This is a genomic window from Ruegeria sp. CH6 (assembly GCF_056537005.1).
In genome coordinates this window covers 745,266-770,997 of sequence record NZ_JBQFQS010000001.1, presented here as the reverse complement: position 1 = coordinate 770,997, position 25,732 = coordinate 745,266, and the positions used below count along the sequence as shown (strand labels likewise).

The following is a 25,732-nucleotide window of genomic DNA, read 5'->3' as shown; positions in this document are numbered from 1 at the left end:
CGATCAGTAATACAAGCTGGGGTGCCCTGAACGGGCACCCTTTCAAGCCGCAGACGCCCGGCAACCCTCCGGAAGTCCGAGGCCAGCGAATGGTCCAATGATCTGCGGAAACACCTGAACAACAGGGGCCATCATGGGACTCTTTATCCTCAGACGGTTCGGGGTGATGCTTTTAACAGCATTGTGCCTGACCTTTGTGGTCTTCTTTCTGACCAATCTCTATCCGAACCTCGAGAAGCTTGCCAAAACTCAAGGCAACCAACGTATGTCCGATGAGCAGGTGGAAACCTGGCTTGCGAACCGGGGATACCGAGAGCCCATGCTGCTCAAATACGGTCAATGGCTTGGCGTCGTACCGGGTTTCACCAATACCCTCGACGACGGTCAATTCGTTGGCACCTGTGTCCGCCCTGGCTCAACACCCGAAGACACCCCGCGTTATTGCGGCGTTCTTCAAGGTGAATGGGGATATTCGACTGTCTTCAAAGATGATGTTGGCACCATCGTGTCCAAGCGATTGGGGAACACAGGATACCTGATGTTCTGGGTTTTGGTACTGATGGTACCGTCGGCGTTGTTGGTCGGCGTACTGGCTGGTATGCGCGAAGGATCGGCACTTGACCGCTCACTATCTACATTCTCGATCATCACGACGGCGACGCCGGAATATGTATCGGGCGTGATCTTCATCGCTATCTTCACCTCGTCCACCGTTGGCCTGAAGTGGTTCAAAGGAACCGCGACACAGGCAATGGAGAACCCGACTTTCGAGAACTTCTTCCTGCCGGTTCTGACCATTGCCCTTTACGGGATGGGATATATCGCGCGGATGACACGTGCTTCGATGACCGAAGTTATGACCGCGCAGTACATCCGAACCGCCCGCCTCAAGGGCGTCTCGTTCTCAAACATCGTCATGAAGCACGCGCTGCGCAATGCGCTGATCGCGCCCTTCACAGTCATCATGCTGCAGTTCCCATGGCTGCTGAATGGCGTGGTGATCGTCGAGACCTTGTTTAACTACAAGGGCTTTGGCTGGGCGCTGGTTCAGGCTGCAGGGAATAACGATATCCAGCTCTTGCTAGCCATTTCGGTTGTCTCCGTATTCGTGGTTCTGGTCACGCAGCTGATTTCAGATATCGGCTACGTCTACCTCAACCCGCGCATTCGCATTTCGTAAGGGAGGATAGATCATGGAACCTCTTAGCTGGACCGGCTCTATCGCCTTTCTCAACCCAATCCTCATGATCGCGCTCGTGCTTCTGGCGCTCTCGATCGTGCTATGGATTTTGGCAAGTATCTTTCAGGCGGAAGCACCCGTATCAGTCAATGCCGATGGAACCCTGAGTTCCGGAGGTGGCTTCCGCGGACTTGCACAAATGGCGCTACGCTATTCCTTCATGGCTGCTGTCGCAGCCGCTGTCGCTTATCTGGTACTGGGAGTATTGCTGGGTACAAGCGCAGGCATCGTGGGCGCCATTTCCCAACAATTTTTGCCCGTTTGGGTGTCGCTGATCATCCTGTTTGCCATGTCCGTAGCCTTCAAACGCCGTCTTGGACTGTATGGTAAGCTGTTTGACAGCCCGATTGGCATGATCGGCTTCGGGTTGGTGATGTTCTGGGTTTTCACCGGAATCTTCGGTGCGCTCGACCTCATCGTGACCCACGATCCTCTGGATCAGGTTTCAGGCATGAAAAACAAAGTGCCCGGCACACCTCTGCCAAATGCGGAAGAGGGTGAGTTTGCCTGGTACCTTTTGGGCGGCGACAACCTTGCTCGTGACGTATTCAGCCGGATGGTCAAGGGCGCATGGATTGTTGTGCAGATTGCACCGCTTGCGACGCTGTTTGCATTTATGGTCGGTATCACCCTGGGCCTGCCCGCAGGTTACTATGGCGGGCGTCTGGATACTTTCCTGTCCTTCCTCGCCAACCTGATCCTCGCCTTCCCGGTCATCCTGTTGTTCTACCTGCTGGTGACACCAGAGATCGTTGCAACAGGCGTGCCGAATTATATGGCTGCGGTGCTGTTCATCTTCCCGATCCTGTTCATCGGGGTTTTGCTGAACTCGCGCTACTACACGCGTCCCAAATTCCGAACACCGCTTCTGATCGGAGTTCTCGGTATCGCGATCTGGCTCTATCTGTCGCTGATCTCGACCGGTGGATACATCGTCAACACCGAAACCTATCGCATCTGGGGGCTGCCCACCTATCTCGACCTGTTCGACATTCCCGGTGGTATTCTCGTTGTGTTCGTTTCGGTGGTCTTTGTGAACTCGCCTACGGTGTTCCGTATCGTTCGTGGTCTCGCACTGGACATCAAAACACGCGACTACGTGGCAGCGGCACAAACCCGTGGCGAAGGCCCATGGTATATCATGCTGTGGGAAATCCTGCCAAACGCACGTGGTCCGCTGATCGTCGATTTCTGCCTGCGTATCGGCTACACCACCATCCTGCTGGGAACCTTGGGTTTCTTCGGGCTGGGTCTTCCGCCGGAAAGCCCGGACTGGGGTTCAACGATCAATGAAGGGCGTAAACTGCTCTCGATCTACCTGCACCCTGCCCTTCCTCCTGCCCTCGCATTGCTGTCGCTGGTTCTGGGTCTGAACCTGCTGGCGGATGGCCTGCGTGAGGAAAGCTTGAAGGACTGATGTGATCAAGGCCGGGGGCTTTGCTCCCGGCCTCCAATGACATTTTAGCCAGATGACGGGATTTCCCTGACTCTCGCGAGGAGATGCAAAGATGAACAAACTGGCGGATTATGACGGCCCGATCCTTGAGATCGACAAGCTGTCCATCTCATTCTTCACCCGCCTTCGGGAAATTCCGGCCGTGATGGATTTCTCGGTTAGCGTACAACCCGGCGAGGCCGTTGGGCTGGTGGGTGAATCCGGTTGCGGGAAATCTACCGTGGCGCTGGGCGTTATGCAGGATTTGGGCAAAAACGGTCGTATTGTCGGCGGAAGCATCAAGTTCAAGGGCCGCGATCTGAGTGAGATGACGACCGAAGAACTGCGCGATATTCGTGGCAACGAGATCGCTATGATCTATCAGGAACCGATGGCATCGCTGAACCCGGCGATGAAAATCGGCAAGCAACTGATGGAAGTGCCGATGATCCATGAGGGCGTCGGCAAAGAAGAGGCTTACGCCCGAGCACTGGAGGTGGTCACCGACGTGCGCCTGCCTGACCCCGAGCGGATGCTGAACTCGTTCCCTCACCAACTGTCGGGCGGCCAACAGCAGCGGATCGTGATCGCGATGGCGTTGATGTCGAAACCGGCGCTGCTGATTTTGGACGAACCGACAACAGCGCTGGACGTGACCGTTGAAGCCGCTGTGGTGGAACTGGTCAAGGATCTGGGTAAAAAATACGGCACCTCGATGCTGTTCATCAGTCACAACCTTGGTCTGGTGCTGGAAACCTGTGACCGGCTTTGCGTGATGTATTCGGGTGAAGCGGTCGAGCGCGGTTCGATCCATGATGTATTCGATGAAATGCAGCACCCTTATACACAGGCGCTGTTCCGTTCGATTCCACTGCCCGGAGCAGACAAGAACTCGCGCCCGCTGGTGGCGATCCCGGGTAACTTTCCCCTGCCCCACGAACGGCCGCCGGGTTGCAACTTTGGCCCGCGCTGTGACTATTTCGAAGAAGGCCGCTGTGACGCTCAGGATATCGTCATGGAGGCTGTTCCAGGAAATGACCGACATCACACGCGCTGCCTGAAGTTCCAGGAGATCGACTGGAATGCGCCGATCACCGTTGGCGAGCAAAAGGAAAAAGGCGAAATTGGCCGCACCGTCCTGAAGATGGACAATCTCAAGAAGTACTATGAGGTTGCGGCAAACGCGCTATTCGGCGGCGGTGAGAAGAAGGTCGTCAAGGCGAATGAAACCCTGAGTTTCGAGGCACACGAGTCCGAGACGCTGGCCATTGTGGGCGAATCCGGTTGCGGTAAGTCTACCTTTGCCAAGGTTCTGATGGGGCTTGAAACAGCGACCGATGGCCAAATCCTGTTGGACAACCGCAACATCGAAGACGTGCCGATTGAAGAGCGTGACGCCAAGACAGTTGGCGAAGTTCAAATGGTGTTCCAGAACCCGTTCGATACGCTGAACCCGTCCATGACAGTGGGTCGCCAGATCATTCGCGCGCTCGAGATCTTTGGCGTCGGCAATTCCGAGGCAGAGCGCAAGCAGCGTATGCTTGAACTTCTTGACCTCGTGAAACTGCCAAGGGCTTTTGCCGAACGCATGCCGCGCCAACTTTCAGGTGGCCAGAAACAACGCGTTGGCATCGCCCGAGCGTTTGCCGGGGACGCCCGCATCGTTGTCGCGGATGAACCTGTTTCGGCGCTTGACGTGTCGGTTCAGGCAGCAGTGACCGATCTGTTGATGGAGATTCAGCGCGAACAGAAAACCACGCTGCTGTTCATCAGCCACGACCTTTCCATTGTTCGCTATCTCAGCGACCGGGTCATGGTCATGTATCTGGGCCATGTGGTTGAGTTGGGAACAACCGATCAGGTCTTTGCACCGCCCTATCACCCCTATACCGAAGCCCTGCTAAGTGCTGTACCAATCGCGGATACGTCGGTTGAAAAAGAGCATATCGTTTTGGAAGGCGACATTCCGTCGGCGATGAACCCACCTCCAGGATGTCCATTCCAAACACGTTGCCGCTGGAAATCGGAAGTGCCCGGTGGTTTGTGTGAAAAGGAAGTGCCCCCGGTACAAACTCTTGCAGGTGGCCATCAGGTCAAATGCCATCTGGCAGAAGACATCCTTGCCCGCATGGAACCGGTCATCAAGATCGCTGCGGAGTAATTTTCTCCGTCAGATCAGAAGGGGCCGGTCTGCACCGGCCCCTTTTTTGTGCTGAGTTCTTCCAATTGGGGGGAGGCTAAACTCATCCGCACAAACTGATCGTGAGTGGCGTTTGTGTGGGTCTGTTTAACCGGTCAGCACGTTGTTACCGAAATACATGTACTCTTCAGACATTCCTGAAATTTCCTCAGCATTCAAGCTCAGACTGGCGCTATCAAGCATCTTGTAGCTCGACTGCCCCTTCACCCATTCATCAGCAGATTGCAAAGTCGTCAGCGTGTAAGAAGTCACGTCATTCAGATAATGCGTTGGGATGATTATCTTCGGCTTCAATTTCGAAACGATATCATTACCTTGCTGATAGCTCAGGATGTGTTGCGAGCCATCTACAGGCAGTGTCAGAACATCCACCTGGCCAATCGCATCCCAGAATTCTTGTGGCGGGTTATGTCGATTGTCACCCCAGATCAGGGTTCGGATGCCACCTGTCTCCACCAGGTAAACAACCATATCCATATGACCGACGTTGTTCGGCGGGCAGGCCTCAACTCCAAATTCGGCCAGCGCATTGGTCCAGTCATACCAGCCCGGTGCGACACAGGCGTGTTTGTCTGCAAATCCAGTGATTTTCAGATCCGCGAACTCAAAATTCCCTGCCATTCTATCCAGCACCATCGTCGAGCTGGGACGCTCGATAGCATCGTGATCAAAGTGAGCGTGAGTGGACATCGTGATATCGACAGGGATCTGAGGGAACTCATTTCTGAACCACAGCCCCCAAGCCCCCGACGGATCATCCCTCCAGGGATCAAACAGAACCGTGGCACCATTGGGTGACGTGATCTTGATAGCGCAGTGGCCGTAATAGTCGATCCCGACCGTTCCACTGCTTGCCTGTCCGGTTGAGCCCTGCAGATCGATCACATGGTTGTTGTTACCGGGTTGCAGCCACGCTTGTGATTGCGCTTCTGCGGGCTTGCTGCCAAGCAAAGACGCCCCTGCCCCGACACCTGCTGCACCAGCTGCCATAAAGAATGAGCGTCGCGAAAGACCCGGGGCCAGAGAGTCGCGATTGCCGTTAAGAATTGTGGGCTTCAGATCGTTTCGATCCATTATTGTACCTCCGTATTGGACAGGCACGGGTTTGTTCCGTACCACCAATTTCAAGGTAGCAATCGTCAGTCGCCTGGCTCAGGCCAGAAAAATCAGGGGGAAATATGGGGGAAAACCCCATATTCCGTGTTCACGAAATCGAGAGCAGATGGCTGCGCAGATTCTGATCACGCCCTTCCAGCCCCAGTTTTCGCCGTATGTTGTTGCGGTGAAAATCGATGGTCGAAGTTTCCCGTGACATCGCCCGCGCGATGTCTTTCGTTGTTTTGCCAGACATAACCAACTGTGCAATCTCGATCTCGGTCGGGGTCATTATCGAGAACGCATCAGACAGTTTGTCCGACATCATCGAGGTGATGTCCCTTAGATTGCTCTCGGCCAGATCCAGATAGGCATGAGATGCCTCTCCCTCGACCAACTGCCCGCGCAGTTTATCGAGATAAGGCAACACCATCGAGCGCACGCGCTCTACGATATCCTGATCCCGGTCCTTCCGATCATCATCGAGACTGGTTAGCAACACGCGAAGAGCCGTATTGGTTTCTTGCAACTCCCGCGTTCTGGCCTGAACACGATTTTCCAGATGCGTAAGCGTTTCGTTGAGTTTCTCTTCGAGCGCTCTGCGCAAGTAAACCTCTTGTATCAAAGCCAAATCTGACTCGACCATGCGTGCGAACTGGGCAAGCCCCTCTCGGAACAAAAGAGCGCGTCGGTTGCGGTGTCGATCCAGAACACAGATGGTTCCGAATACCGTGCCATCGGGCCATTTCAGAGGAAACCCGATGTAGAACGACATGCCATGCTCCAGATCCTCATTATCACTCCACACCGGATCGCATTGTGCATCTTCAACCACCAACTCGCCATTGCGCTCCAGCACACCCTGACAATAAAGCTTGGGGTTCAAACGAAAGTTCATACCCACCGGGTACGGGTTTTCCGGATGATCGGACGTAATCAGAACCGCATGATCAGGCGCGTCCGTTTTCATGATCAGACTGGCTGGCACATCAGCAAGCTGTGAGACCAGGTCAACCAGCTTTTGCCAATTGGCCATAGTATCCGGTGGAATGTCCGGTCGGTCGCGTGTCATCGGCAAAGTCACCGTCATCTGGGATTACCAAATCAGGTTAATGCGCCGAATGGTGGCCAATCAAGAAACAGGCTCTCTGCAATGCAGCGCTGGAAACTTAGCCGCCCCAGATCACTTTCACATAGTTCTGGGTTTCCGCGTATGGCGGGACGCCGCCATGCTTTTCTACGGCCTTTGGCCCTGCGTTATAGGCAGCCAGCGCAAGACGCCAGGATTTGAACTTGCGATACTGCCAGGACAAATACCGCGCGCCCCCTTCCAGATTCTGCTTCGGGTCATGTGGGTTCACACCCAACAGCTGCGCGGTCTGAGGCATAAGCTGCGCGAGACCCAGCGCGCCTTTGTGCGACTTGGCGTGAGGATTCCAGCCACTTTCCTGTTGAACCAGTCTGAGGAACAGTTCCTCAGGCACGCTGTGCAAACGGGCAGCTTGCCGGGCCATGGCCAGATATTCGCCACGGTACTTTCCGGTATAACGCTTGCTGAATTTGCCTTGCGCGGTTTTCGGCTTAAGCCTGTCGGAATCGCGGTACTGGGTGGCCGCGCGTGTATCCAGAATCTTGGCTTGTTTGAGGAAGATGTCTTTCCGATTCTTTGTGGACAGCACATCAGCCTGCACTGGTGCAGATGCCAAAGCGAGGCAAAAAATCGAGAAACCACCAACCAGAAAACGCATTAAAGCCAATCCCGCTCGTTCAGCAATCAGACGGATTATAGGTATTCCAGTCAGAAATGAAAGCTTGGTTAAAAGAACCACAAGAATTCCTGTCAAACCGCTGCATGATCAACTCTGTTTTAACCAAGACGCAGGCCGTATAGGGTCACGAATGAACACCGCCCAGATTCGGGCGCAACCAAATTGCTAAAGCACGGGGAAACATATGGCAGGTTCAGTCAACAAGGTCATTCTGGTCGGCAATCTCGGCCGTGATCCCGAGGTGAGGACGTTTCAGAACGGCGGCAAGGTCTGCAACCTGCGTATTGCCACCTCGGAAACATGGAAAGACCGCAACACGGGTGAACGCCGTGAGCGTACCGAATGGCACTCGGTCGCCATTTTCAATGAGGGTCTCGTTCGCGTAGCTGAACAGTATCTGCGCAAAGGTTCCAAGGTTTATCTTGAAGGGCAGCTGCAGACCCGAAAGTGGCAGGATCAGTCTGGGCAGGATCGCTATTCGACTGAGGTTGTTTTGCAAGGGTTTGGCTCTACCCTCGTAATGCTGGATGCCCGCGGTGAAGGCGGCGGCGGAGGCTACGGTGGCGGCCAGGCAGGCGGCTACGGCGGTGGTCAGGCCGGCGGCGGATATGGAGATCCGTACGGCGCACCTTCCGGTTCACCGGCACCAGCATCAGGCGGGATCGACGACGACGAGATTCCGTTCTAAGCAAAACGGAGAACAAAGATGACATGGTCCTTCCCGGTTGGCCGCTTGCTCGGCTCAGAGCTGAGGGTCCATGTCACGTTCTTCCTACTATTGGCTTGGGTCGGATTCGCGGCCTATTCCAATGGAGGATGGCCTGCAGCCATCGACAACCTACTGTTTGTTCTGGCGCTTTTTGCCTGCGTCGTTGCGCATGAATTCGGTCATGCGCTCATGGCGCGGCGGTATGGCATTCGAACACCCGATATCACGCTGCTGCCAATTGGCGGTCTTGCCCGGCTGGAACGTATGCCGGAAAAACCGATGCAAGAGGTTCTGGTGGCGCTTGCCGGACCTGCTGTAAACGTCGTGATCTGGGTGGTGCTTTTGATCCTCGGCGCCAGAATGCAGATCGAAACACTGACACAAATCGACTCGGCACAGTCCGATCTTCTCAGCCGATTGGCCTACGTCAATTTGTTCCTTGCCGTGTTTAACATGATCCCCGCATTTCCGATGGATGGGGGTCGCGTTTTTCGCGCTTTGCTGTGCCTGAAAATGGATCGAGTCAAAGCCACTCGCGTAGCGGCGCTGGGTGGCCAGATGGTTGCGGTTGGATTGGGCTTTCTGGGGCTGACCTCGGGCAATCCGCTCCTTGTTCTGATTGCCGTATTTGTCTTCATCGCGGCCAATGCAGAAAGTCAGGATGTCGCCATGCGTTCGATTGCGCGGCGTGTATTGGCCCGCGATGCGATGATTACTGAATTTCAGTCACTGTCGCCAAACGATACACTCAACACCACGGCTCAAGCCGTAATCCACACGACGCAGCACGAGTTTCCAGTTCTGGAGACCGATGGCAGCTTGCTGGGTTTTGTAACGCGTGAGCGCCTGTTTGCTGCGCTGGCAAGCGATCACCCCCGATCTGATCCCGCAACTTCTGTCATGGATACAGACATCCCCCGCGTTTTGCTGACTAGCGGATTGGAAACAGTACTGGACAAGCTACACCACGGGGCACCTGCCATAGCTGTATGTACCGAAGGCGGTCGAATGATCGGTTATATCACCCGCGAGAACATCGGCGAGTTGATGGTTATCAGAGGGCGCTGATTTCCCTATTTATCAGCAGGTTGCCAACGCATCCTCAAGCACAGACAAGACGGCATCGTGCGGGACATCAGAGGTTACAAAAGCGTTGCCAATTCCACGCGCCAGAATAAAGCGCAACTGACCGTCCACGACCTTTTTGTCCTGACCCATCAATTCAACCAAAGCCTCCGCCCCAGGTAGGTCACCCGGAATGTCCGCCAGATCGGTTTTCATACCCATCGCGCGTAGATGCGCACGCACACGGCTGGGATCTTCTTGCGAGCACAGGCCCAAACGAGCTGAGAGCTCAAAAGCCAGCGCGCAGCCAATCGCGACCCCTTCTCCATGAAGCAGTCGATCCGAATAACCCGTCGCAGCCTCGAGTGCATGACAGAACGTATGTCCCAGATTTAGCAGGGCCCGATCACCCTGCTCGGTCTCATCACGGGATACGATATCCGCTTTCATCTGTACTGAACGCGTTACGGCCTGGACGCGCGCCGCCATATCTCCGGATGACAATGCCGGTCCATTCTCTTCCAACCATTCAAAGAAGGATGCGTCACCCAGCAGACCATATTTGACGACCTCGCCGTAGCCCGCCAAAAAGTCCCGCGCCGTCAGCGTACCCAATACAGAGGTGTCTGCCAGAACCAGTGAAGGTTGATGAAAGGCACCGATCAGGTTCTTGCCCTGAGGTGCGTTGATGCCTGTTTTTCCGCCAACTGAACTGTCCACCTGCGCCAGCAACGAGGTCGGGATCTGAACAAACCTCACTCCGCGCCGCAGAACGGCTGCGGCGAAACCCGCCAGATCACCGATGACGCCGCCGCCAAAGGCCACCACTACATCACGGCGTTCGATCTTTTCCGCCAACAACCACTCGACGGCGCGTTCAAAATGCGGCCAGCTTTTGGTTGCCTCCCCCGCAGGCAGGGCAAGCGCTGTCATTTCGATGCCAGATGCAGCCAAACCAGACCGCAATCCCTCAAGATGAATGGACGCAACAGTTTCATCTGTCAGAACCGCAACCCTTGGGCGCGGCAGCAGCGGTGCGATCCGTGCGCCCGCCTGAGCCAGAAGATCAGGACCAATCTCAACATTGTAGGATCGATCACCCAGGTCTACGAAAACAGTCTGATGCATTTACTTCTGTTCCAAAACATCGGGACGCGTTGCCAGTTCGGCCAATACACGATCCACCATATCCTCAATCGCTGTCTCAGCGTCCGAGTCCGCCACAAGATCAGCCTGCGCATAAATCGGAACACGCGCCTCGTACAACGCGCGCAAGGTCGCATGGGGGTCTGAGGTACGCAGCAGCGGCCGTGTATCCTTGTGCCTCACCCGGCCCCAAAGCACTTCCAGATCCGCCCGCAACCAGACGGAAACACCTCGGTCTGAAATCATCTGGCGGTTTTCGCCGGATAAAAAGGCGCCACCTCCGGTGGACAGGATACCTTTTTCTTCGTCCAACAACCTGCCGATGACCTGACTTTCCTTCGAGCGAAAAAACGGCTCGCCGTCGCGTTCAAATATCTCCGGGATCGTCATGTTGGCCGCCGATTCGATCTCGGCGTCGCTGTCCAGAAACGGAACCGACAGCCGCGCAGCCAAAGCACGCCCCACCGCTGTCTTACCAGCGCCCATCATACCAACCAAAACAACGGTTTTGTGCAGATCAAAGCTCTGCGCGTTGCCCGGATTTGACGTGTTATGCTTAATTTCGCTCATTTCACCGTGAATGACGTGATCTTGGGAAAAATGCCAGTTATAACTTGGGCAAAAGCGAAAATTGAGGCAGCGTTAAACCATGGGCCGTCTGATCAAGTTCCTGATATACCTTATTTGCCTCGGCTTCATCGGGCTGGTGGCGTATGCCTATGTCGGGCCATTCTTTGGCGCAGATTTCTCTGCGCCTCAAAGTGAAATCCGAGAACCGGTTATCCTGAATGTTGACTAGAACCGCGCTGCTTGCGCTTGTTCTGGCAGGAACAGCTCAGGCCCAGACGCAGGAACCACTTTCCGTCATCGACTGGCTGGACAACCCACCCGAGAACCTTCCGGGTACCGTCCTGCTGGAACCACCGGTGACCCAGACCGGGTTGCAGCCGGATGTTCAGGTCACGCCTCTCGAGGCTCTTTCACCGCCGCTTGGCCTTGTGTCTTCATCGGTAACCGGCCTTCCTGTCGATCTGTGGCAAGGCAGTGATCCGGAACGCCTCGCCGAGTTGATCAAGCGTGTTCCGGTAAAAGCCAATCCAGCTATGCAAAAGCTGTTGTTCACGCTGCTGCTTTCTGAGGCGCGCGCGCCCACCGGCACGGGCATGCAAGACGTGCTTCTGATGGCGAGGCTCGATCGGCTCATGCAACTTGGGGCTTCGGATCCGGTTCAATCGCTTGTTCAATTGGCCGGACCAACCGACACGCCAGAACGCTTCAAACGCTGGTTCGATGCGACGCTGCTTACAGGTGACGAGGATCGCAGCTGTACGGCATTGATCGCCCAACCTCATCTGTCGCGCGACTACTCGGCACAGATTTTCTGCAAGGCTCGTAGAGGTGACTGGTCCTCGGCTGCACTGACGCTCGAAGCTGCGCACGCATTGCAGGTGATGTCCCCGGAACAACTCGATCTTATGGATCGCTTTCTCAGCCCCGAGATGTTTGAAGGGGCCGCGTATCTTCCCCAACCTGATAACCCGGATCCCCTGACCTTTCGCCTTTTCGAAGCGATTGGTGAACGGTTGCCGAGCGCCCCGTTGCCTCGGGCCTTCGCAAACGCCGATCTGCGCGATGTCGCGGGCTGGAAAGCCCAGATCGAAGCTGCAGAGCGTTTGACGCGCATTGGGGCACTGACCCCTAATCAATTGCTGGGCCTCTACACCGAGCGGTCTCCGGCAGCGTCGGGGGCAGTGTGGGATCGGGTCGCAGCAGTTCAGCGATTTGAAACTGCGCTGGAAACACGCAATTCCGAAGCCATCGCCAAAACACTTCCGGTCGTCTGGGAACAAATGCGAAGCGTCGGCCTTGAGGTGCCTTTCGCCGAACTGTTTGCAGCGCGACTGGTCAACATAAAGCTACCAACAGCCTCAGCTGAAAATCTTCGTTGGAGAATTCTGCTGTTATCCGAGCTTTATGAGAATGCAGCGCTAAAGGTTCCGGACAATTCACAGGAAAATCAGTATCTGGCCGCACTGGCACAAGGTGATCCGGGACGCGCGCCCTCCCCATCCCCACTCGCAGATGCCATTTCTGAAGGGTTTGTCTGGGCCGCACCCGTTCCATCAGATATCAATGCAATGCTGGACAATGGTCAGCTTGGCGAAGCCATTCTGGAGGCGATGCACCTGTTTGCGCATGGCGCGCGTGGCAATTTGGTAGACCTGACAGCTGCCATCGCAGCATTCCGTCGCGTTGGGCTCGAGGATACAGCAAGACGGGCAGCGCTTCAGCTTATGATCCTGCAGGGTACATGAGTATGACTGCGCCAGCGACGCAAGACCTTTGGATTTCAACGTTTCTGGAGGCGCAGGCGGCAGAGCTTGGGGCTGCGACCAATACCCTGCTGGCCTATGGTCGCGACCTCAAGGATTTCTCATCTTGGCTGGAACGTCATAAATCAGGCTTTGCTGAGGCTGACCGCGATCAGATCGAAGGTTATCTGATCGATTGTGATGCGCAGGGGCTGTCACGGTCTACGCGTGCGCGGCGTCTTTCGGCCATCAAACAACTCTATCGCTTTGCCTTTGAAGAAGGTTGGCGCGACACCAATCCCGCAATCCAGATAAAAGGTCCAGGTCGCCAAAAGCGGCTACCCAAAACTCTGGATGTTGTTGAAGTGGATCGTTTGCTGGACGCTGCACGACAGACAGGCCGAAGCACGGCAGACAAGATACGCAACACGTGCCTGATGGAAGTCCTTTACGCGACCGGTATGCGCGTCACTGAACTGGTGTCGCTACCTGTTTCATCCGCGCGTGGTGACCCACGGATGTTGCTAGTGTTGGGCAAAGGCGGAAAAGAGCGGATGGTGCCGCTGTCCCCACCCGCTCGCGATGCGTTGGCGGCGTGGCTAACAGTTCGGGATGAGGCTGAGGAAGAAACTGTGTCCAAAGGCGGACAAAGGTCCCGTTTTCTGTTTCCTTCGCGCGGCAAATCAGGTCATCTCACGCGGCACAGGTTCTTTCTTCTTGTGAAAGAGCTGGCGGTTCACGGCGGTGTTTCACCCGAAAAGGTCACCCCGCATACGCTGCGCCACGCTTTTGCGACGCATCTGTTGGCAAATGGCGCTGATCTGCGCTCGATCCAGACGCTGCTTGGCCATGCCGACGTGGCAACAACCGAAATATATACGCATGTTCTGGATGAACGTCTGTCCGAACTGGTCCTTCAGCATCATCCGTTGGCTAAGGACGATGACAAGAACAAGGGCTAACCCCTTGATTGGGCGGGGCCGCGGCCCCATAACGGATGCAACAACACTAATATTCAAGGAACGATGGAACCCAACCCTTCTCTGATTGATGGTGCCTTCTGGATTACGACCGGCTCTATCTTGCTATTGCTCGTGCTGTCGGGCTTCTTCTCAGGCTCAGAAACTGCGCTTACCGCGTCTTCTCGCGGCAAGCTTCGGGCACAGGCAGACAAGGGATCGCGGGGGGCGCAAAAAGCGCTCGACATCACCGACGACAACGAGCGCCTCATTGGGTCTGTCCTTCTGGGCAACAACCTCGTCAACATCCTGGCGGCGTCGCTGGCGACCGCGTTGTTCACGCGCCTGTTCGGCGAAAGCGGTGTGGCGCTTGCGACTTTGGTGATGACACTGCTGGTTCTGATCTTCGCTGAAGTCCTGCCCAAGACATATGCCATTACGAACGCGGAAAAGGCTGCTGCGGCTGTTGCCCCGGTCATAAGCGTTGTCGTAACAGTGTTTTCCCCGGTCGTTGCGGCTGTACGACTGTTGGTGCGTGGCGTACTGCGCCTGTTCGGGGTGAAAATCGACCCAGACAGCAATATCCTTGCGGTGCGTGAAGAAATCGCTGGCGCCCTGCAACTGGGCCATTCCGAAGGTGTCGTTGAAAAAGAGGACCGTGACCGTATCCTTGGTGCACTGGACCTTGGTGACCGCGCGGTCGAGGAAATCATGCTTCACCGCTCAAACATCGAAATGATCGACGCCGATGCCGAGCCAGAAGCGATCCTGAAACAATGCCTGGAAAGCCCGCATACGCGCCTGCCCGTCTTTCGAGATGAGCCCGAGAACATTGTCGGAGTGGTCCATGCCAAGGATTTGTTCCGCGCAATGTACGCTCAGGTCGGTGGTGCCGATGGCGATACAGAGAAGCTGCGCTCTTTCGACATCTCCAAAGTTGCGAATGACCCTTATTTTGTGCCTGAAACCACGACCCTCGACGATCAGATGCGAGAGTTCCTGCGCATGCACAGCCACTTCGCCCTCGTGGTCGATGAGTACGGCTCTCTGCGCGGCTTGATTACGCTCGAGGACATTCTGGAAGAGATCGTGGGTGAGATTGCTGACGAATTCGACATCGACGAAGAGGTCCCGGTGACCCGCACCGAGGATGGTCAGTTTCTTGTTGAAGGCGCCATGACGATCCGGGACGCGAACCGCGCGCTGGACTGGTCACTGCCGGATGAAGAGGCAAATACGCTTGCTGGTCTCGTTATTCACGAAGCGCAGATGATCCCGATTGTTGGACAGGTGTTTTCGTTCCACGGCTTTCGTTTTGAGGTCACTGCCCGCGAAGGAAACCGTATCACGGGTTTGAAGGTCAGACCCCTCTGACTCAACGCCGAATGTTGAAAACGACACAGTCGGTCGTTTTTTCGACAGATAGATATCGCACTGCCACGCACCTTCACTTCAAACAAGGAGGTGTGAATGAAAAGCTCGTGTCAGGTTGTTGTCATTGGCGGCGGTGTAGTCGGTTGTTCTGTACTATACCATCTGACCAAGCTGGGCTGGTCGGATGTGATGCTGCTCGAGCGTTCGGAGCTGACCAGTGGTTCAACCTGGCATGCTGCCGGTGGCTTTCACACGCTGAACGGCGACACCAACATGGCTGCGCTGCAAGGCTACACGATCCGTCTCTACAAAGAGCTGGAAGAAATCACCGGCATGTCGTGCGGGCTGCATCACGTGGGTGGCGTCACGCTGGCCGACAATCAGGATCGGTTCGACATGTTATTGGCGGAACGCGCCAAGCATCGCTTCATGGGGCTCGAGACCGAGATTGTTGGTCCGGAAGAAATCAAGAAGATCGCCCCAATCACCAACACCGACGGTATCATTGGGGCGCTGTACGACCCGCTAGACGGGCATCTGGACCCCTCGGGTACAACGCATGCTTATGCCAAAGCAGCGCGGATGGGCGGCGCAACGATCGAAACCCACTGCATGGTGCGCGAAACCAATCAGCGGCCAGATGGCACCTGGGATGTGGTTACCGACAAAGGTACGATCCACGCCGAGCATATCGTGAACGCAGGGGGCCTGTGGGCGCGTGAGGTCGGCGCAATGGCCGGTATCTATTTCCCACTGCACCCAATGGAGCACCAATACCTCGTCACGGATTCGATCCCTCAAATCGAGGCAATCATCGATGCCGGTGGTGAGCATCCGCACGTGATGGACCCGGCTGGCGAAAGCTATCTGCGTCAGGAGGGTCGCGGTCTGTGTATCGGGTTCTATGAACAACCCTGTAAACCTTGGGCAGTCGACGGCACGCCATGGGATTTCGGGCACGAGCTGTTGCCAGATGACTATGACAAGATCACTGACAGTATCGAGTTTGCATATAAACGGTTCCCCGTTCTGGCCGAGGCTGGCGTCAAATCGGTTATCCACGGACCCTTTACCTTTGCACCTGATGGAAACCCGCTGGTTGGCCCCGTACCCGGCGTTCGGAACTACTGGTCTGCATGCGGTGTGATGGCAGGGTTCAGTCAAGGCGGTGGCGTTGGTCTGACGCTGGCACAGTGGATGATCGAAGGTGAACCCGAACGAGACGTCTTTGCCATGGACGTGGCTCGCTTTGGCGACTGGATCAACCCCGGTTACACACGCCCCAAAGTGATCGAGAATTATCAGAAACGTTTCAGCGTGGCTTATCCGAACGAGGAACTGCCCGCCGCGCGGCCCAACCGCACAACGCCGATGTATGATATTTTCTCGGACCTTGGTGCTGTCTGGGGACAGCAATATGGGCTTGAGGTTCCGAATTACTTCGCAAAAGGCGATGAGCCCACATATGAAACACCCTCATTCCGTCGCTCGGACGCCTTTGACGCCACAGGGCGTGAGGTGCGCGCCGTGCGCGAGGGTGTTGGTATCAACGAAGTCCACAACTTTGGAAAATACCTCGTAACTGGCGCAGGCGCGCGCGCTTGGCTGGATCAGGTCATGGCAGGTCGCATCCCCAAACCCGGTCGCCTGACCCTGACACCCATGCTGTCACCCAAAGGAAAGCTCATCGGAGACTTCACCGTCTCATGCCTGAGCGAGACCGAGTTCCAACTGACCGCATCGTATGGCAGCCAAGCCTTCCACATGCGCTGGTTCCTGCAGCACCAGGAAGCCGGCGTGTCAGTCGAAAACATCAGCGACAGAAGGAACGGTTTCCAGATTGCAGGCCCGCTTGCCGCGAAAGTTCTGGCGGCATGTACGCGGGATGATGTCTCGAGCCTCAAGTTTCTGGATGTACGCCGCATGACTGTCGGTATGAACGAGTGCATTGTCCAAAGGGTCAGCTACACCGGTGATCTGGGGTATGAAATCTACTGCGATCCGATGGCGCAGCGACAACTCTGGCATACGCTTTGGCAAGCCGGTGAACCGCATGGCATGGTTCCCTTCGGCATGCGCGCGATGATGAGCCTGCGGCTCGACAGGTTCTTTGGTTCGTGGATGAGGGAGTTCTCTCCTGACTACACGGCCGCGGAAACCGGGCTGGACAGGTTCATTTCATTCTCCAAAAACACTGACTTTGTAGGCCGTTCAGCAGCCGAAGCAGAACGCGCCGAAGGCACCCAGCGCAAGCTGGTGGCATTTGAGGTCGACGCAGATGATGCCGATGTGAATGCCTATGAGCCGATCTGGCTGGACGGCGCCGTTGTCGGTTTCTGTACCTCTGGCGGGTATTCACACTTTGCAGAGAAATCCATCGCAATGGGATTCTTGCCATCTGACCGGATTACGGACGGGTTGGAAGTAGAAATCGAAATACTGGGCCAAATGCGAAAGGCACATGTGATCTCCACCCCTTTGTTTGACCCGGACGGTGAACGTATGCGGGGGTGACACTGCTTGCCGGTGGCGGCAAGGTGGCGGGATGAAGAAGATACCCATCATTTTGTTGGCTGCCGGTCAATCCAGCCGTATGGGCGATACGGACAAGCTGATGCAGCTTGTTGAAGACATCCCGCTATTGCGCCGCTCAGCAATGACGGCGCTGGCAGCTGCCCCAGTGTATGCAGCCCTGCCCCCGGCCCCACACCCGCGCTACAGGGCTCTTGATGGTTTAGATGTACAAAAGGTTGAAATCCCTGACGCGGCTGAAGGGATGAATGCCAGCCTCCGAGGGGCATTGAAACACATTCCCGCAGATACACGCGCGGTGATGGTTTTACTAGCCGATTTGCCTGAACTAACGACCAGCGACCTTCAATGCGTCTCGGCCTCGGTTGCGGCCAACCCGGACAATCTGGTCTGGCGTGGGGCCACCGAAACCGGAAAGCCTGGCCATCCAGTCATTTTCGACCGTTCCCTGTTCGACCAGCTATCGAACCTGAAGGGAGACACCGGCGCACAATCTGTGGTTCGCCAGCACGCAGACAAGGTGCATTTGCAACGGCTTCCCGCCGATAGAGCTTTGCTGGATCTTGATACGCCCGAAGACTGGGCAAGCTGGATTACGCAAAGAAAGTCCCAAACGTAACGCGGCCCGGTCGTTGTCGACCGGGCCGGTTGCCCAAATTATAGGACTACCACTTTCACCAACACCGAAAGCGCAGTCTGGTCGTCATAAGACGCCGACTATTCCGCTGCCGAACCGAAACAAGACCCCCTCGTTAACATGCCGCTCAGCGCTTCCGGTGACTGAGATAAACCCTTCAGCACCCCCTTGTGCCTTTGGGTTCCCCCTCACTTGGGCAAGATCATCGTCACCGATCAGGTCGTTCCAAACAATGTAAAATTGGAAGAAACGGTTAATTTTGTGACATTTGGAATGGTTTTTGCGCAACAACGCAGAACGCGAATTTCAACCCTTGGTTGATCTTCACGTAACGGCAACTTGCACAGAAACAGAGGTTACAGCAGACATATTCTCAAATATGACAATTCAACAGAGACCTAAGGGCCATTTGACGGCCAATTTGTCACTCTGCCCGCAACCCAAGGAAGATCGAATTATCAAGCGAAAAGGCGCCGGATTTTTTGTTAACAAAAATGATTCAATTCAACCCTTTTCACCCTTTGACCGCGATTCCGGCAACAATCCACCGATTCGTGGACGTCTTTCGCCAGCCGATTCCTTCGTTTCGACGGACGGTTCGGCGGCATACAACATCGGGAATAAGGCAAAATTAAGATTTATTAATTGATCAGTCAGAAAACGCACAGGCTGATGCGCCATCTCTTGTTTCAACGCGCGTACGCAAGCGTGCCGTATACAGGAGACATAATCAGAATGAGCATTCGCAAATCCTCTCGCCTTTATCCTCGTACAACAAACTGGATCGGTGCCAGTGCACTGGGCGCAGCTTTGCTTGCCGGGACAGCAATACCTTCATTGGCAGACGAAGCTCTGGCCGATCTGGTCGATACCGTATCGCCTTCGGTCGTGACCATCGTCGCAGTACAGGACGCTGCCCCCGTCCCGGCTCAGGGACAGGAATTCGATTTCGAAGGCCACCCGTTCGGTGAGTTCTTCAAACGCTTTGGTGGGCCAGAAGGCTTCAAGATGCCTGACCGTGGCCCAAGCCAAGGTCTGGGCTCGGGCTTTGTTCTTGATGAAGACGGTTATATCGTCACCAACCATCACGTCGTAGATAACGCCAGCACCATCACGGTTCGTCTCAGCGACGATCGTTCGTTCGAGGCAGAAATCGTGGGCACCGACCCGCTGACTGATATCGCCGTGCTCAAGATTGATGCCGGCGAAGCACTGCAGCCGGTGAAACTGGGTGACAGCGACGTTATTCGCGTGGGCGAAGATGTTGTTGCAATCGGTAACCCCTTTGGCCTGAACGCTACAGTCACGACCGGCATTGTATCGGCCAAGGGTCGCAACATTTCCGAAGGCCCCTATGCCGAGTTTATCCAAACCGATGCTGCCATCAACAAAGGCAACTCGGGTGGCCCGCTTTTCAACATGGAAGGTGAGGTTGTTGGCGTAAACTCAGCGATCTACTCGCCAAGCGGCGGATCCGTTGGTCTTGGTTTTGCCGTAACCTCAAATATCGTTGATCACATCACTGCCGATTTGCGCGATGATGGTCAGGTCAGCCGAGGCTGGCTGGGTGTATCGATCCAGAACGTCAGCCCCGAACTGGCTGCGGCTATGGGTATCGATACTGCAACCGGCGCGCTCGTGTCAGACATTGTCAGCGGCAGCCCAGCGGACGGTGTTCTGCAGCAAGGTGACGTGATCCTGACATTCAACGACGAAGCCGTTGATTCCAGTAGCGATCTGCCAATCTTGGTCGGCACGACCAAAGTGGGCACCGATAGCGTGATCACCGTCCTGCGCAACGGCCAGGAAGAGCAGCTTGAACTGACCATCGGTCAGCATCAGGCGGCCTCAACCGAGGCAGATGTCACTGTAGATGACAAGGTCGCCGGTACTTCGCTGGGCGTAACTGTCGCACCGTTGACTGAGACCGCGCGTGCCGAAATGGGCGTTGGTGAGAACGTTGATGGCGTCGTCGTGACTGGATTGAAACCGGATAGCCCTGCCGCCAAAGCAGGCCTGCAGCGTGGCGATGTAATCGTCAAACTGGGGGAACTGGAGACCGTGACACCGGATGATCTGAAAGCTGCGCTGGAAAGCGAGAAAACGGATCCGGCTCTGGTGCTGATCAATCGTGGCGGAAATCAGATTTTCGTCGCGGTCGAGATCGCCTGATCTGAAACCCTGCGCGAGCCACATGATGGGGATATCTGGCACGCGCTATTCCTGGCTGACACGATTTGTCCACGTGCTGTCGGGGCGGCCGGGTGCGTAAACCGCACCCGGCATGTTTTTTTAAATCTATATCCGTGCTTATATCGTGATTGAAAGGAAACCCTACAATGAGCAGACGCCTCCTGATCGTCGAAGATGATACCGACACACGCGACTTCATTGCCAAAGGGTTTGGCGAAGAAGGTTACGTTGTCGAAACCGCAGCCGATGGCCGCGAAGGTCTGTACCATGCGACGGATGGCGGTTTCGATGCAGTCGTGCTGGACCGGATGCTGCCCGGACTGGACGGCCTGTCGATGATCAAGTCCATGCGGGCCGCGGGTCTGAATACTCCTGTGCTGATGCTGACCGCGATGAGCGCGGTTGACGAACGGGTCAAAGGCCTGCGCGGGGGCGCAGATGACTATCTGGTCAAGCCCTTCTCGTTTCAGGAGTTGCACGCGCGGATCGAGGCGCTGTTAAGACGACCACAGGAATCGGAGGAGACCCCCACCCTGACCTGCAAAGACCTCGAAATGGACCTGCTGACCCGCAAAGTAACACGTGGCGGTCGCGACATTACGCTGACACCGCGCGAGTTTCAGATCCTTGAGTTTTTCCTGCGTCGCAAAAACCGGGTAATCTCACGCACCATGTTGCTTGAAGGCGTCTGGGACTACCATTTCGATCCCAATACCAATGTTGTCGATGTCCATATTTCCAAGCTGCGCAGGCAGCTTGATGAAGGGGGTGCAGAACCCTTGATCGAAACCGTACGTGGTGCCGGATACATGGTATCTGATGGCTAACCTGCGACTGTCGTTCAATAATTCTCGAACGCGGTTGGTTCTGGCAAGCATGGTGCTCAGCACCATGCTGACTGCCGCTGTGCTGGCATTGGTTTATGTCACGGCCAACCGGACCATCGAAGGTGAAACGCGCTCAGTTGTGTCCGCTGAACTCACCGGCCTTGCAGATGAATACGAAAGACGCGGATTGCTTGGGCTTATGAATGCCATTGAGCGGCGCATTCCATCTGCGTCCGAACGTGATGCGCTTTATCTGCTGACGGATCGTTTCGGAACCAAACTGGCGGGCAATCTGCGGCAGTGGCCGGAAGGGATCGCTGCAGGTAGCGGCTGGGTCGATCTTGAGCTTCGAAAGGCCGAAGACGAACAATATGTCCCGATATCTGCCGCATCGATCAGATTGCCAGGTGGTGAGCGGCTGTTGGTTGGTCGCGATGCCCTCGCCCGTCAACAATTCGACCGGGTTCTATTCCACTCGGTCGCCTTGGCGCTGGCCATTGCATTAGCCTTAAGCATGTTGACCGGCTGGCTGCTGACACGGCTGGTTTTCTCGCGCCTCAAGGACATAGCGGATACTGCGGATCATATCGTGTCGGGCGATCTCACTCAGCGGATGCAACAACGCGGATCAGGCGACGAGTTCGATCAGGTCGCAGGCACTCTTAACAACATGCTTGATCGGATAGAGGAGTTGGTTAGCAACCTTCGTACAACCTCAAATTCGATCGCACATGACTTGCGCTCACCCCTGTCCAGATTGCGGCAACGAGTGGAAACACTGTGCGATCCCGAAAAATCCGATCTGGACCGAGAGATCGACGTTGCGCGGGCAACCGGAGAAATCGACCACGTATTGAAAGTACTCAGCCAGTTGACTGATATTTCACGTGCCGAAGCAGGCCTCGGGCGTGAGCAGTTCGAACAGGTTGATCTGCAGCAGCTCGTGGGAGATGTTGTTGAACTCTACGAGCCGGTCGCTGCTGATCAGGGTATTGATCTTGAAGTCACAGGCACAGCGAAACCTATCCAGGGGCATCGGCCTTTGCTGTCACAGGCGCTTTCAAACCTGTTGGAAAACGCCATGCGTTATGCCCCGCAAGGCACTGCGATTACAATTGAAATTGGTCAGGAAGGCCCATTTGCACTGCTTAGCGTACGTGATCGTGGCCCTGGCGTGCCAGAGGCTGATCTGGCCCGACTGCAGTTGCCCTTTGTCACGCTTGACCCGGCGCGAACCGAGCGCAATTCAGGCCTTGGTCTGGCACTGGTCGCTGCTATTTCCCACATGCATGGAGGAACATTCCTTGCACGCAACCGGGATCCGGGCTTGGAAACAACTTTGAAGCTGGCACGGCGATCCTAGGAAGGGATACCATTGATCGCCATGTTTTTGTTCTTATAGCGTTTGTCTTCGGTGACATCCGCCCCGAACCACTCGGGCGGAACAAATTCATGCGCCTCAGTTTCCGAGGCAAACTCGACTTCAACCAAGCGCAGCGGTGACAGATCTCCCTGAAACACATCTAGTTCAAAGCTTAGACCACCGGGCAGTCTGCCTGTGAAACGCTCCTTCTCGACCCGACGCCCCTCAGTCTCGGGCCAAAACGTCTCAAATTGCTGTTCCGAGATTTCGGCTTCACGCTCGACACGAACCAAGCCACCACTGCCTTTGAGGGTTAGAAAAAAGCTGTCGTTCTTTTGGCGCAGGCGCAGCTCTGTCGAATCCTCGGGCGCAGTCAGGTAACCTTGCTTCACAACTGCCTTCTTGGCCTCGTTCAAATCCGGCAATTCAGAAACGAGGAATTTGCGTTCGATTTCCTTGCTCATTTGGCAGACACCAATCCATTCTCGAGTTCGTTGAACAGCGATCTGTAGGCCTTCGCTGCAGGGCTGCGCCCGGCAAATGTGCACACCGGAGCCCGGTACTGCCCCATCCGCTCGATATCTGCAGCAAACGGCACGCCGGTTTTTAGGAATCTCTTTCGATAGAGTTTTCGCATAGCCTTCATCGTGTCCAGATGCATGGTTTTGCGTCGTTGGACCATTGAGAAAAACGCGCGTAACTTCTTTTTCGGCAACCGGTTTTCATCAAAGAATCCAACCAACTGTTCGAATGTACGCTCTGAAAGAGTACTGGGGATAACCGGCACAACGATCATATCCGCAGCCTTGAAAATGTTCTCAGACAGTGTCGAGAAGTTTGGAGGACAATCCAGAACGATCACATCATAATCGCCACCAACTGATTGCAGAGCCTTCTTCAACCGTGATCGTTTGTTCCGCATTCGGGACAGAAACACGTCGAAATCACGAAACGTTAGATTGGCTGGAAGTACGTCCAAACCTTCAAAATCACTTGCCCGGATCGCTTTGGTAAAGCGTTTCACATCCTCGAAGAACCGCGCCTCAGTCAGCTTTTTCGATGGCTTGATCCGTAAGTAGAACCCCGAGGCCCCCTGCGGGTCCAAATCGCATAGCAATACGCGTTGCCCGGCTTGCGCAAACTCGTAGGCCAAATTGACCGAAGTGGCGGTTTTGCCGACGCCACCCTTGTTGCTGTAGCAGGCAATGATTTTCATTCCTCAATCCCCCGACGCATGAAACAAGCTGCGGAAAAGGTCCCGAATTTGCGGTCCGTCAAAGTGTTCGAAATTCGAAATCACGCGGTCACGTTCAGCTTTTTGCCTTTGGTCCAACACTGCAATCAGCCCGCCAACAGCCATCCCCAATTCGGTATCTATCCGTGCGTTTGCGTTGTTTCTTTGATCGGCGAATTCCAACAAAGCTTCTTGCTGCACAGAATAGTCATTGAAGAGCCCGAGATTATCCTGAAGCTTTTTCAATGGCTTGATGATCGTTTTGAAAGCTCTCGCATCAAACAACGGCGCAAAAAACTCCATCAGATAACGTAGCTTCTTACAATCGATGCGCAGTTCATGAACTGCTTCGTCCGGGGTATCGGCGGTAATGCTGCGGGCAAGTTTGCAAACCTTGCGATACCGTTTCCAGATCAGAGCACACGCATATTCGTAGGCACCACGATTTGCATTCGGACCAGCCTGCAGATTAGAAAGACCCTGAAACTGCTCAGCCAGCAAATCCATAGTTTCGACATAAGATTTGCTTCGAAACCTGCGGGACAAGCGTGACAATTCCTGGGTTCGCTCTCGCTCAAACTGATCCATCATCTTCTGCACACCAACGTGAAGAGAGGTCGGCAACATGCTGAAATAAATATCTTTATCCAGAAGGTATACATCCAAATCACGCAAGCGACCGGTAGGTGCCATCAGATCAGAAAACGTGCGTTTCAACTCTGCGGTCTGCTCTTCTGAGAATACACCTTTGAACAAGCTTAGTACTGACCGAATTCGTCGTAGTGAGACGCGGTAATCATGCAGAAATTCAGTGTCGATATCCGCGATAACCCCTTCTTCGTTCTGCCGGGCAACGTGCAGGAAGGTCCGAATGATATCGCCAGCCGCTTCAATTGCGTGTTCTTCGTGGCCCAGCGGGATATGCGGTTTGGCCTGATATCGCTCAAGATCAGGGAAAAGTGTCTGAAACAGTGGTTCAATACCGCCATCAGCGTGGCCAAGCTCTGACATCGCTGAACAGGTTTTGCTGTATGCCCGATCGTATCCGCGCAGATGGTGCAACCAAACGATAGTAGCGGCACCTTGTGCGCTGGTGAGCGCAATAACGGTTCCACGCACCTGCGTTTTTTGGAGTTCATCCAATACCGAGAGCGAGCGGGTTTCTACCCGACCATCGCCCAGAACTGTTAACGCTCGCAATTTGGGGAATTTAGCCAATGCAATGCGCACAGGACCTTCGGGTAATTCCTGAGTAAACTTACCATTCCCTTTGGCCTTTTGCGAAATAACGCCGACATCTCGTAGAACCAGATGCAGCAAGCCACTGGTTTCGATCAGAAGCCTTCCAGAGGTACGCAGCGACTGATCATGGCAATCCAGAAGTTTGAAAGGCCTCTCTGTGGCTTTCGCCTCAAGTTTGACGGATAGTTTTTCAAGGTTCCCCAGTTGACCAGCATCAAACGTCCCGGGAATAACAAAAACACTGTCCGACATGTTCGTCATGACCTGCCCTTCCCCCGAGTACTCAGATGCTCATCCATCAATGGGTCTCTGCTCCTTTGAAAACCGGGCCCGTCTTCGATGGCGCGTCTCTAGATTGTCTTCAGAGTTTTCCATCCAGCACAAACGAGATTCCATTCTT

General features: G+C 55.1%; 23 protein-coding genes. 15 read left to right on the top strand and 8 right to left on the bottom strand.

Going from position 1 to position 25,732, the window contains the following annotated elements; translation table 11 throughout:
- The first annotated feature begins 133 nt into the window (after positions 1-133).
- The 3 genes from ACR0CW_RS03875 to ACR0CW_RS03865 all read left to right on the top strand — a co-directional run bounded on the left by ACR0CW_RS03875 (position 134) and on the right by ACR0CW_RS03865 (position 4,836).
- Positions 134-1,180, top strand: coding sequence for an ABC transporter permease (locus tag ACR0CW_RS03875; RefSeq protein ID WP_155143745.1), 1,047 nt, complete (start codon positions 134-136; stop codon positions 1,178-1,180).
- Between the two features lie 13 nt (positions 1,181-1,193).
- Positions 1,194-2,657: an ABC transporter permease gene (locus ACR0CW_RS03870; RefSeq protein ID WP_480786874.1), complete on the top strand. Its 1,464-nt coding sequence runs from the start codon at positions 1,194-1,196 to the stop codon at positions 2,655-2,657.
- Between the two features lie 91 nt (positions 2,658-2,748).
- Positions 2,749-4,836 carry a dipeptide ABC transporter ATP-binding protein gene (locus ACR0CW_RS03865; RefSeq protein WP_155143749.1) on the top strand — a complete coding sequence of 696 codons (2,088 nt, stop codon included), beginning with the start codon at positions 2,749-2,751 and terminating at the stop codon, positions 4,834-4,836.
- A 126-nt stretch (positions 4,837-4,962) separates the two neighbouring features.
- On the opposite strand, the gene ACR0CW_RS03860 is transcribed toward ACR0CW_RS03865, so the two are convergent.
- From ACR0CW_RS03860 to ACR0CW_RS03850, 3 genes are all read right to left on the bottom strand, one after another.
- Positions 4,963-5,949, bottom strand: a complete 987-nt coding sequence (locus tag ACR0CW_RS03860) for an MBL fold metallo-hydrolase (protein ID WP_480786873.1) — start codon at positions 5,947-5,949, stop codon at positions 4,963-4,965.
- Positions 5,950-6,079: 130 nt separating this feature from the next.
- Positions 6,080-7,042: a LuxR C-terminal-related transcriptional regulator gene (locus ACR0CW_RS03855; protein ID WP_480786872.1), complete on the bottom strand. Its 963-nt coding sequence runs from the start codon at positions 7,040-7,042 to the stop codon at positions 6,080-6,082.
- Positions 7,043-7,139: 97 nt separating this feature from the next.
- Positions 7,140-7,718 (bottom strand): lytic transglycosylase domain-containing protein, encoded by a 579-nt coding sequence (locus ACR0CW_RS03850; RefSeq protein WP_155143754.1) that lies wholly within the window; start codon positions 7,716-7,718, stop codon positions 7,140-7,142.
- A gap of 205 nt (positions 7,719-7,923) precedes the next feature.
- Here ACR0CW_RS03850 and ssb point away from each other — a divergent pair, with 205 nt between their 5' ends.
- Together ssb and ACR0CW_RS03840 are read left to right on the top strand one after the other, a co-directional pair.
- Positions 7,924-8,427 carry a single-stranded DNA-binding protein gene (ssb, locus tag ACR0CW_RS03845; RefSeq protein ID WP_155143756.1) on the top strand — a complete coding sequence of 168 codons (504 nt, stop codon included), beginning with the start codon at positions 7,924-7,926 and terminating at the stop codon, positions 8,425-8,427.
- Positions 8,428-8,445: 18 nt separating this feature from the next.
- Positions 8,446-9,516 (top strand): site-2 protease family protein, encoded by a 1,071-nt coding sequence (locus tag ACR0CW_RS03840; RefSeq protein ID WP_480786871.1) that lies wholly within the window; start codon positions 8,446-8,448, stop codon positions 9,514-9,516.
- 12 nt (positions 9,517-9,528) lie between these two features.
- On the opposite strand, the gene aroB is transcribed toward ACR0CW_RS03840, so the two are convergent.
- Together aroB and ACR0CW_RS03830 are read right to left on the bottom strand one after the other, a co-directional pair.
- Positions 9,529-10,641: a 3-dehydroquinate synthase gene (gene aroB / locus ACR0CW_RS03835; RefSeq protein ID WP_155143759.1), complete on the bottom strand. Its 1,113-nt coding sequence runs from the start codon at positions 10,639-10,641 to the stop codon at positions 9,529-9,531.
- Complete coding sequence (locus tag ACR0CW_RS03830; protein ID WP_155143760.1) at positions 10,642-11,229, bottom strand: shikimate kinase; 588 nt, start codon at positions 11,227-11,229, stop codon at positions 10,642-10,644. It abuts the gene before it with no gap.
- 79 nt (positions 11,230-11,308) lie between these two features.
- Between ACR0CW_RS03830 and ACR0CW_RS03825 the strand changes: the two genes are divergently transcribed.
- From ACR0CW_RS03825 to ACR0CW_RS03780, 10 genes are all read left to right on the top strand, one after another.
- Complete coding sequence (locus ACR0CW_RS03825; RefSeq protein WP_170332981.1) at positions 11,309-11,458, top strand: hypothetical protein; 150 nt, start codon at positions 11,309-11,311, stop codon at positions 11,456-11,458.
- The gene (locus ACR0CW_RS03820) at positions 11,448-12,974 is read left to right on the top strand and encodes a hypothetical protein (RefSeq protein WP_480786870.1); all 1,527 of its coding nucleotides are present in this window, start codon (positions 11,448-11,450) and stop codon (positions 12,972-12,974) included. The genes ACR0CW_RS03825 and ACR0CW_RS03820 overlap by 11 nt, the downstream gene beginning before the upstream one ends.
- A gap of 2 nt (positions 12,975-12,976) precedes the next feature.
- Positions 12,977-13,933 (top strand): site-specific tyrosine recombinase XerD, encoded by a 957-nt coding sequence (locus tag ACR0CW_RS03815; protein WP_480786869.1) that lies wholly within the window; start codon positions 12,977-12,979, stop codon positions 13,931-13,933.
- A gap of 63 nt (positions 13,934-13,996) precedes the next feature.
- Entirely contained in the window at positions 13,997-15,304 is a 1,308-nt protein-coding gene (locus ACR0CW_RS03810; RefSeq protein WP_155143763.1) for an HlyC/CorC family transporter, read from the top strand.
- 96 nt (positions 15,305-15,400) lie between these two features.
- Positions 15,401-17,818, top strand: a complete 2,418-nt coding sequence (locus ACR0CW_RS03805; RefSeq protein WP_480786868.1) for a GcvT family protein — start codon at positions 15,401-15,403, stop codon at positions 17,816-17,818.
- Between the two features lie 31 nt (positions 17,819-17,849).
- The gene (locus tag ACR0CW_RS03800) at positions 17,850-18,455 is read left to right on the top strand and encodes a nucleotidyltransferase family protein (RefSeq protein WP_480786867.1); all 606 of its coding nucleotides are present in this window, start codon (positions 17,850-17,852) and stop codon (positions 18,453-18,455) included.
- 286 nt (positions 18,456-18,741) lie between these two features.
- Positions 18,742-19,122, top strand: coding sequence for a hypothetical protein (locus tag ACR0CW_RS03795; protein WP_170332971.1), 381 nt, complete (start codon positions 18,742-18,744; stop codon positions 19,120-19,122).
- Between the two features lie 86 nt (positions 19,123-19,208).
- Positions 19,209-20,645, top strand: a complete 1,437-nt coding sequence (locus ACR0CW_RS03790) for a Do family serine endopeptidase (RefSeq protein ID WP_480786866.1) — start codon at positions 19,209-19,211, stop codon at positions 20,643-20,645.
- 167 nt (positions 20,646-20,812) lie between these two features.
- On the top strand, positions 20,813-21,493 hold the full coding sequence (locus tag ACR0CW_RS03785) for a response regulator transcription factor (RefSeq protein ID WP_155143768.1): 681 nt from the start codon (positions 20,813-20,815) through the stop codon (positions 21,491-21,493).
- Positions 21,486-22,856 (top strand): sensor histidine kinase, encoded by a 1,371-nt coding sequence (locus ACR0CW_RS03780; RefSeq protein ID WP_480786865.1) that lies wholly within the window; start codon positions 21,486-21,488, stop codon positions 22,854-22,856. The genes ACR0CW_RS03785 and ACR0CW_RS03780 overlap by 8 nt, the downstream gene beginning before the upstream one ends.
- Here the strand turns inward: ACR0CW_RS03780 and ACR0CW_RS03775 are convergent.
- The 3 genes from ACR0CW_RS03775 to ACR0CW_RS03765 are packed head-to-tail and all read right to left on the bottom strand — an operon-like array spanning position 22,853 to position 25,593.
- Entirely contained in the window at positions 22,853-23,320 is a 468-nt protein-coding gene (locus tag ACR0CW_RS03775; RefSeq protein WP_480786864.1) for a CYTH domain-containing protein, read from the bottom strand. The two genes, ACR0CW_RS03780 and ACR0CW_RS03775, sit on opposite strands and share 4 nt — an antisense overlap.
- Positions 23,317-24,072 (bottom strand): ParA family protein, encoded by a 756-nt coding sequence (locus ACR0CW_RS03770; protein WP_480786863.1) that lies wholly within the window; start codon positions 24,070-24,072, stop codon positions 23,317-23,319. Before ACR0CW_RS03770 ends, ACR0CW_RS03775 begins: the two co-directional genes overlap by 4 nt.
- Positions 24,073-24,075: 3 nt before the next feature.
- Entirely contained in the window at positions 24,076-25,593 is a 1,518-nt protein-coding gene (locus ACR0CW_RS03765) for a CHAD domain-containing protein (protein ID WP_480786862.1), read from the bottom strand.
- Positions 25,594-25,732 lie beyond the last annotated feature (139 nt).

Bases quoted from the DNA above. Each gene is read 5' to 3' on its own strand.
- ACR0CW_RS03875 (WP_155143745.1), top strand. From the start codon at position 134: ATGGGACTCTTTATCCTCAGACGGTTCGGGGTGATGCTTTTAACAGCA.
- ACR0CW_RS03870 (WP_480786874.1), top strand. From the start codon at position 1,194: ATGGAACCTCTTAGCTGGACCGGCTCTATCGCCTTTCTCAACCCAATC.
- ACR0CW_RS03865 (WP_155143749.1), top strand. From the start codon at position 2,749: ATGAACAAACTGGCGGATTATGACGGCCCGATCCTTGAGATCGACAAG.
- ACR0CW_RS03860 (WP_480786873.1), bottom strand. From the start codon at position 5,949: ATGGATCGAAACGATCTGAAGCCCACAATTCTTAACGGCAATCGCGAC.
- ACR0CW_RS03855 (WP_480786872.1), bottom strand. From the start codon at position 7,042: ATGACACGCGACCGACCGGACATTCCACCGGATACTATGGCCAATTGG.
- ACR0CW_RS03850 (WP_155143754.1), bottom strand. From the start codon at position 7,718: ATGCGTTTTCTGGTTGGTGGTTTCTCGATTTTTTGCCTCGCTTTGGCA.
- ssb (WP_155143756.1), top strand. From the start codon at position 7,924: ATGGCAGGTTCAGTCAACAAGGTCATTCTGGTCGGCAATCTCGGCCGT.
- ACR0CW_RS03840 (WP_480786871.1), top strand. From the start codon at position 8,446: ATGACATGGTCCTTCCCGGTTGGCCGCTTGCTCGGCTCAGAGCTGAGG.
- aroB (WP_155143759.1), bottom strand. From the start codon at position 10,641: ATGCATCAGACTGTTTTCGTAGACCTGGGTGATCGATCCTACAATGTT.
- ACR0CW_RS03830 (WP_155143760.1), bottom strand. From the start codon at position 11,229: ATGAGCGAAATTAAGCATAACACGTCAAATCCGGGCAACGCGCAGAGC.
- ACR0CW_RS03825 (WP_170332981.1), top strand. From the start codon at position 11,309: ATGGGCCGTCTGATCAAGTTCCTGATATACCTTATTTGCCTCGGCTTC.
- ACR0CW_RS03820 (WP_480786870.1), top strand. From the start codon at position 11,448: ATGTTGACTAGAACCGCGCTGCTTGCGCTTGTTCTGGCAGGAACAGCT.
- ACR0CW_RS03815 (WP_480786869.1), top strand. From the start codon at position 12,977: ATGACTGCGCCAGCGACGCAAGACCTTTGGATTTCAACGTTTCTGGAG.
- ACR0CW_RS03810 (WP_155143763.1), top strand. From the start codon at position 13,997: ATGGAACCCAACCCTTCTCTGATTGATGGTGCCTTCTGGATTACGACC.
- ACR0CW_RS03805 (WP_480786868.1), top strand. From the start codon at position 15,401: ATGAAAAGCTCGTGTCAGGTTGTTGTCATTGGCGGCGGTGTAGTCGGT.
- ACR0CW_RS03800 (WP_480786867.1), top strand. From the start codon at position 17,850: ATGAAGAAGATACCCATCATTTTGTTGGCTGCCGGTCAATCCAGCCGT.
- ACR0CW_RS03790 (WP_480786866.1), top strand. From the start codon at position 19,209: ATGAGCATTCGCAAATCCTCTCGCCTTTATCCTCGTACAACAAACTGG.
- ACR0CW_RS03785 (WP_155143768.1), top strand. From the start codon at position 20,813: ATGAGCAGACGCCTCCTGATCGTCGAAGATGATACCGACACACGCGAC.
- ACR0CW_RS03780 (WP_480786865.1), top strand. From the start codon at position 21,486: ATGGCTAACCTGCGACTGTCGTTCAATAATTCTCGAACGCGGTTGGTT.
- ACR0CW_RS03775 (WP_480786864.1), bottom strand. From the start codon at position 23,320: ATGAGCAAGGAAATCGAACGCAAATTCCTCGTTTCTGAATTGCCGGAT.
- ACR0CW_RS03770 (WP_480786863.1), bottom strand. From the start codon at position 24,072: ATGAAAATCATTGCCTGCTACAGCAACAAGGGTGGCGTCGGCAAAACC.
- ACR0CW_RS03765 (WP_480786862.1), bottom strand. From the start codon at position 25,593: ATGACGAACATGTCGGACAGTGTTTTTGTTATTCCCGGGACGTTTGAT.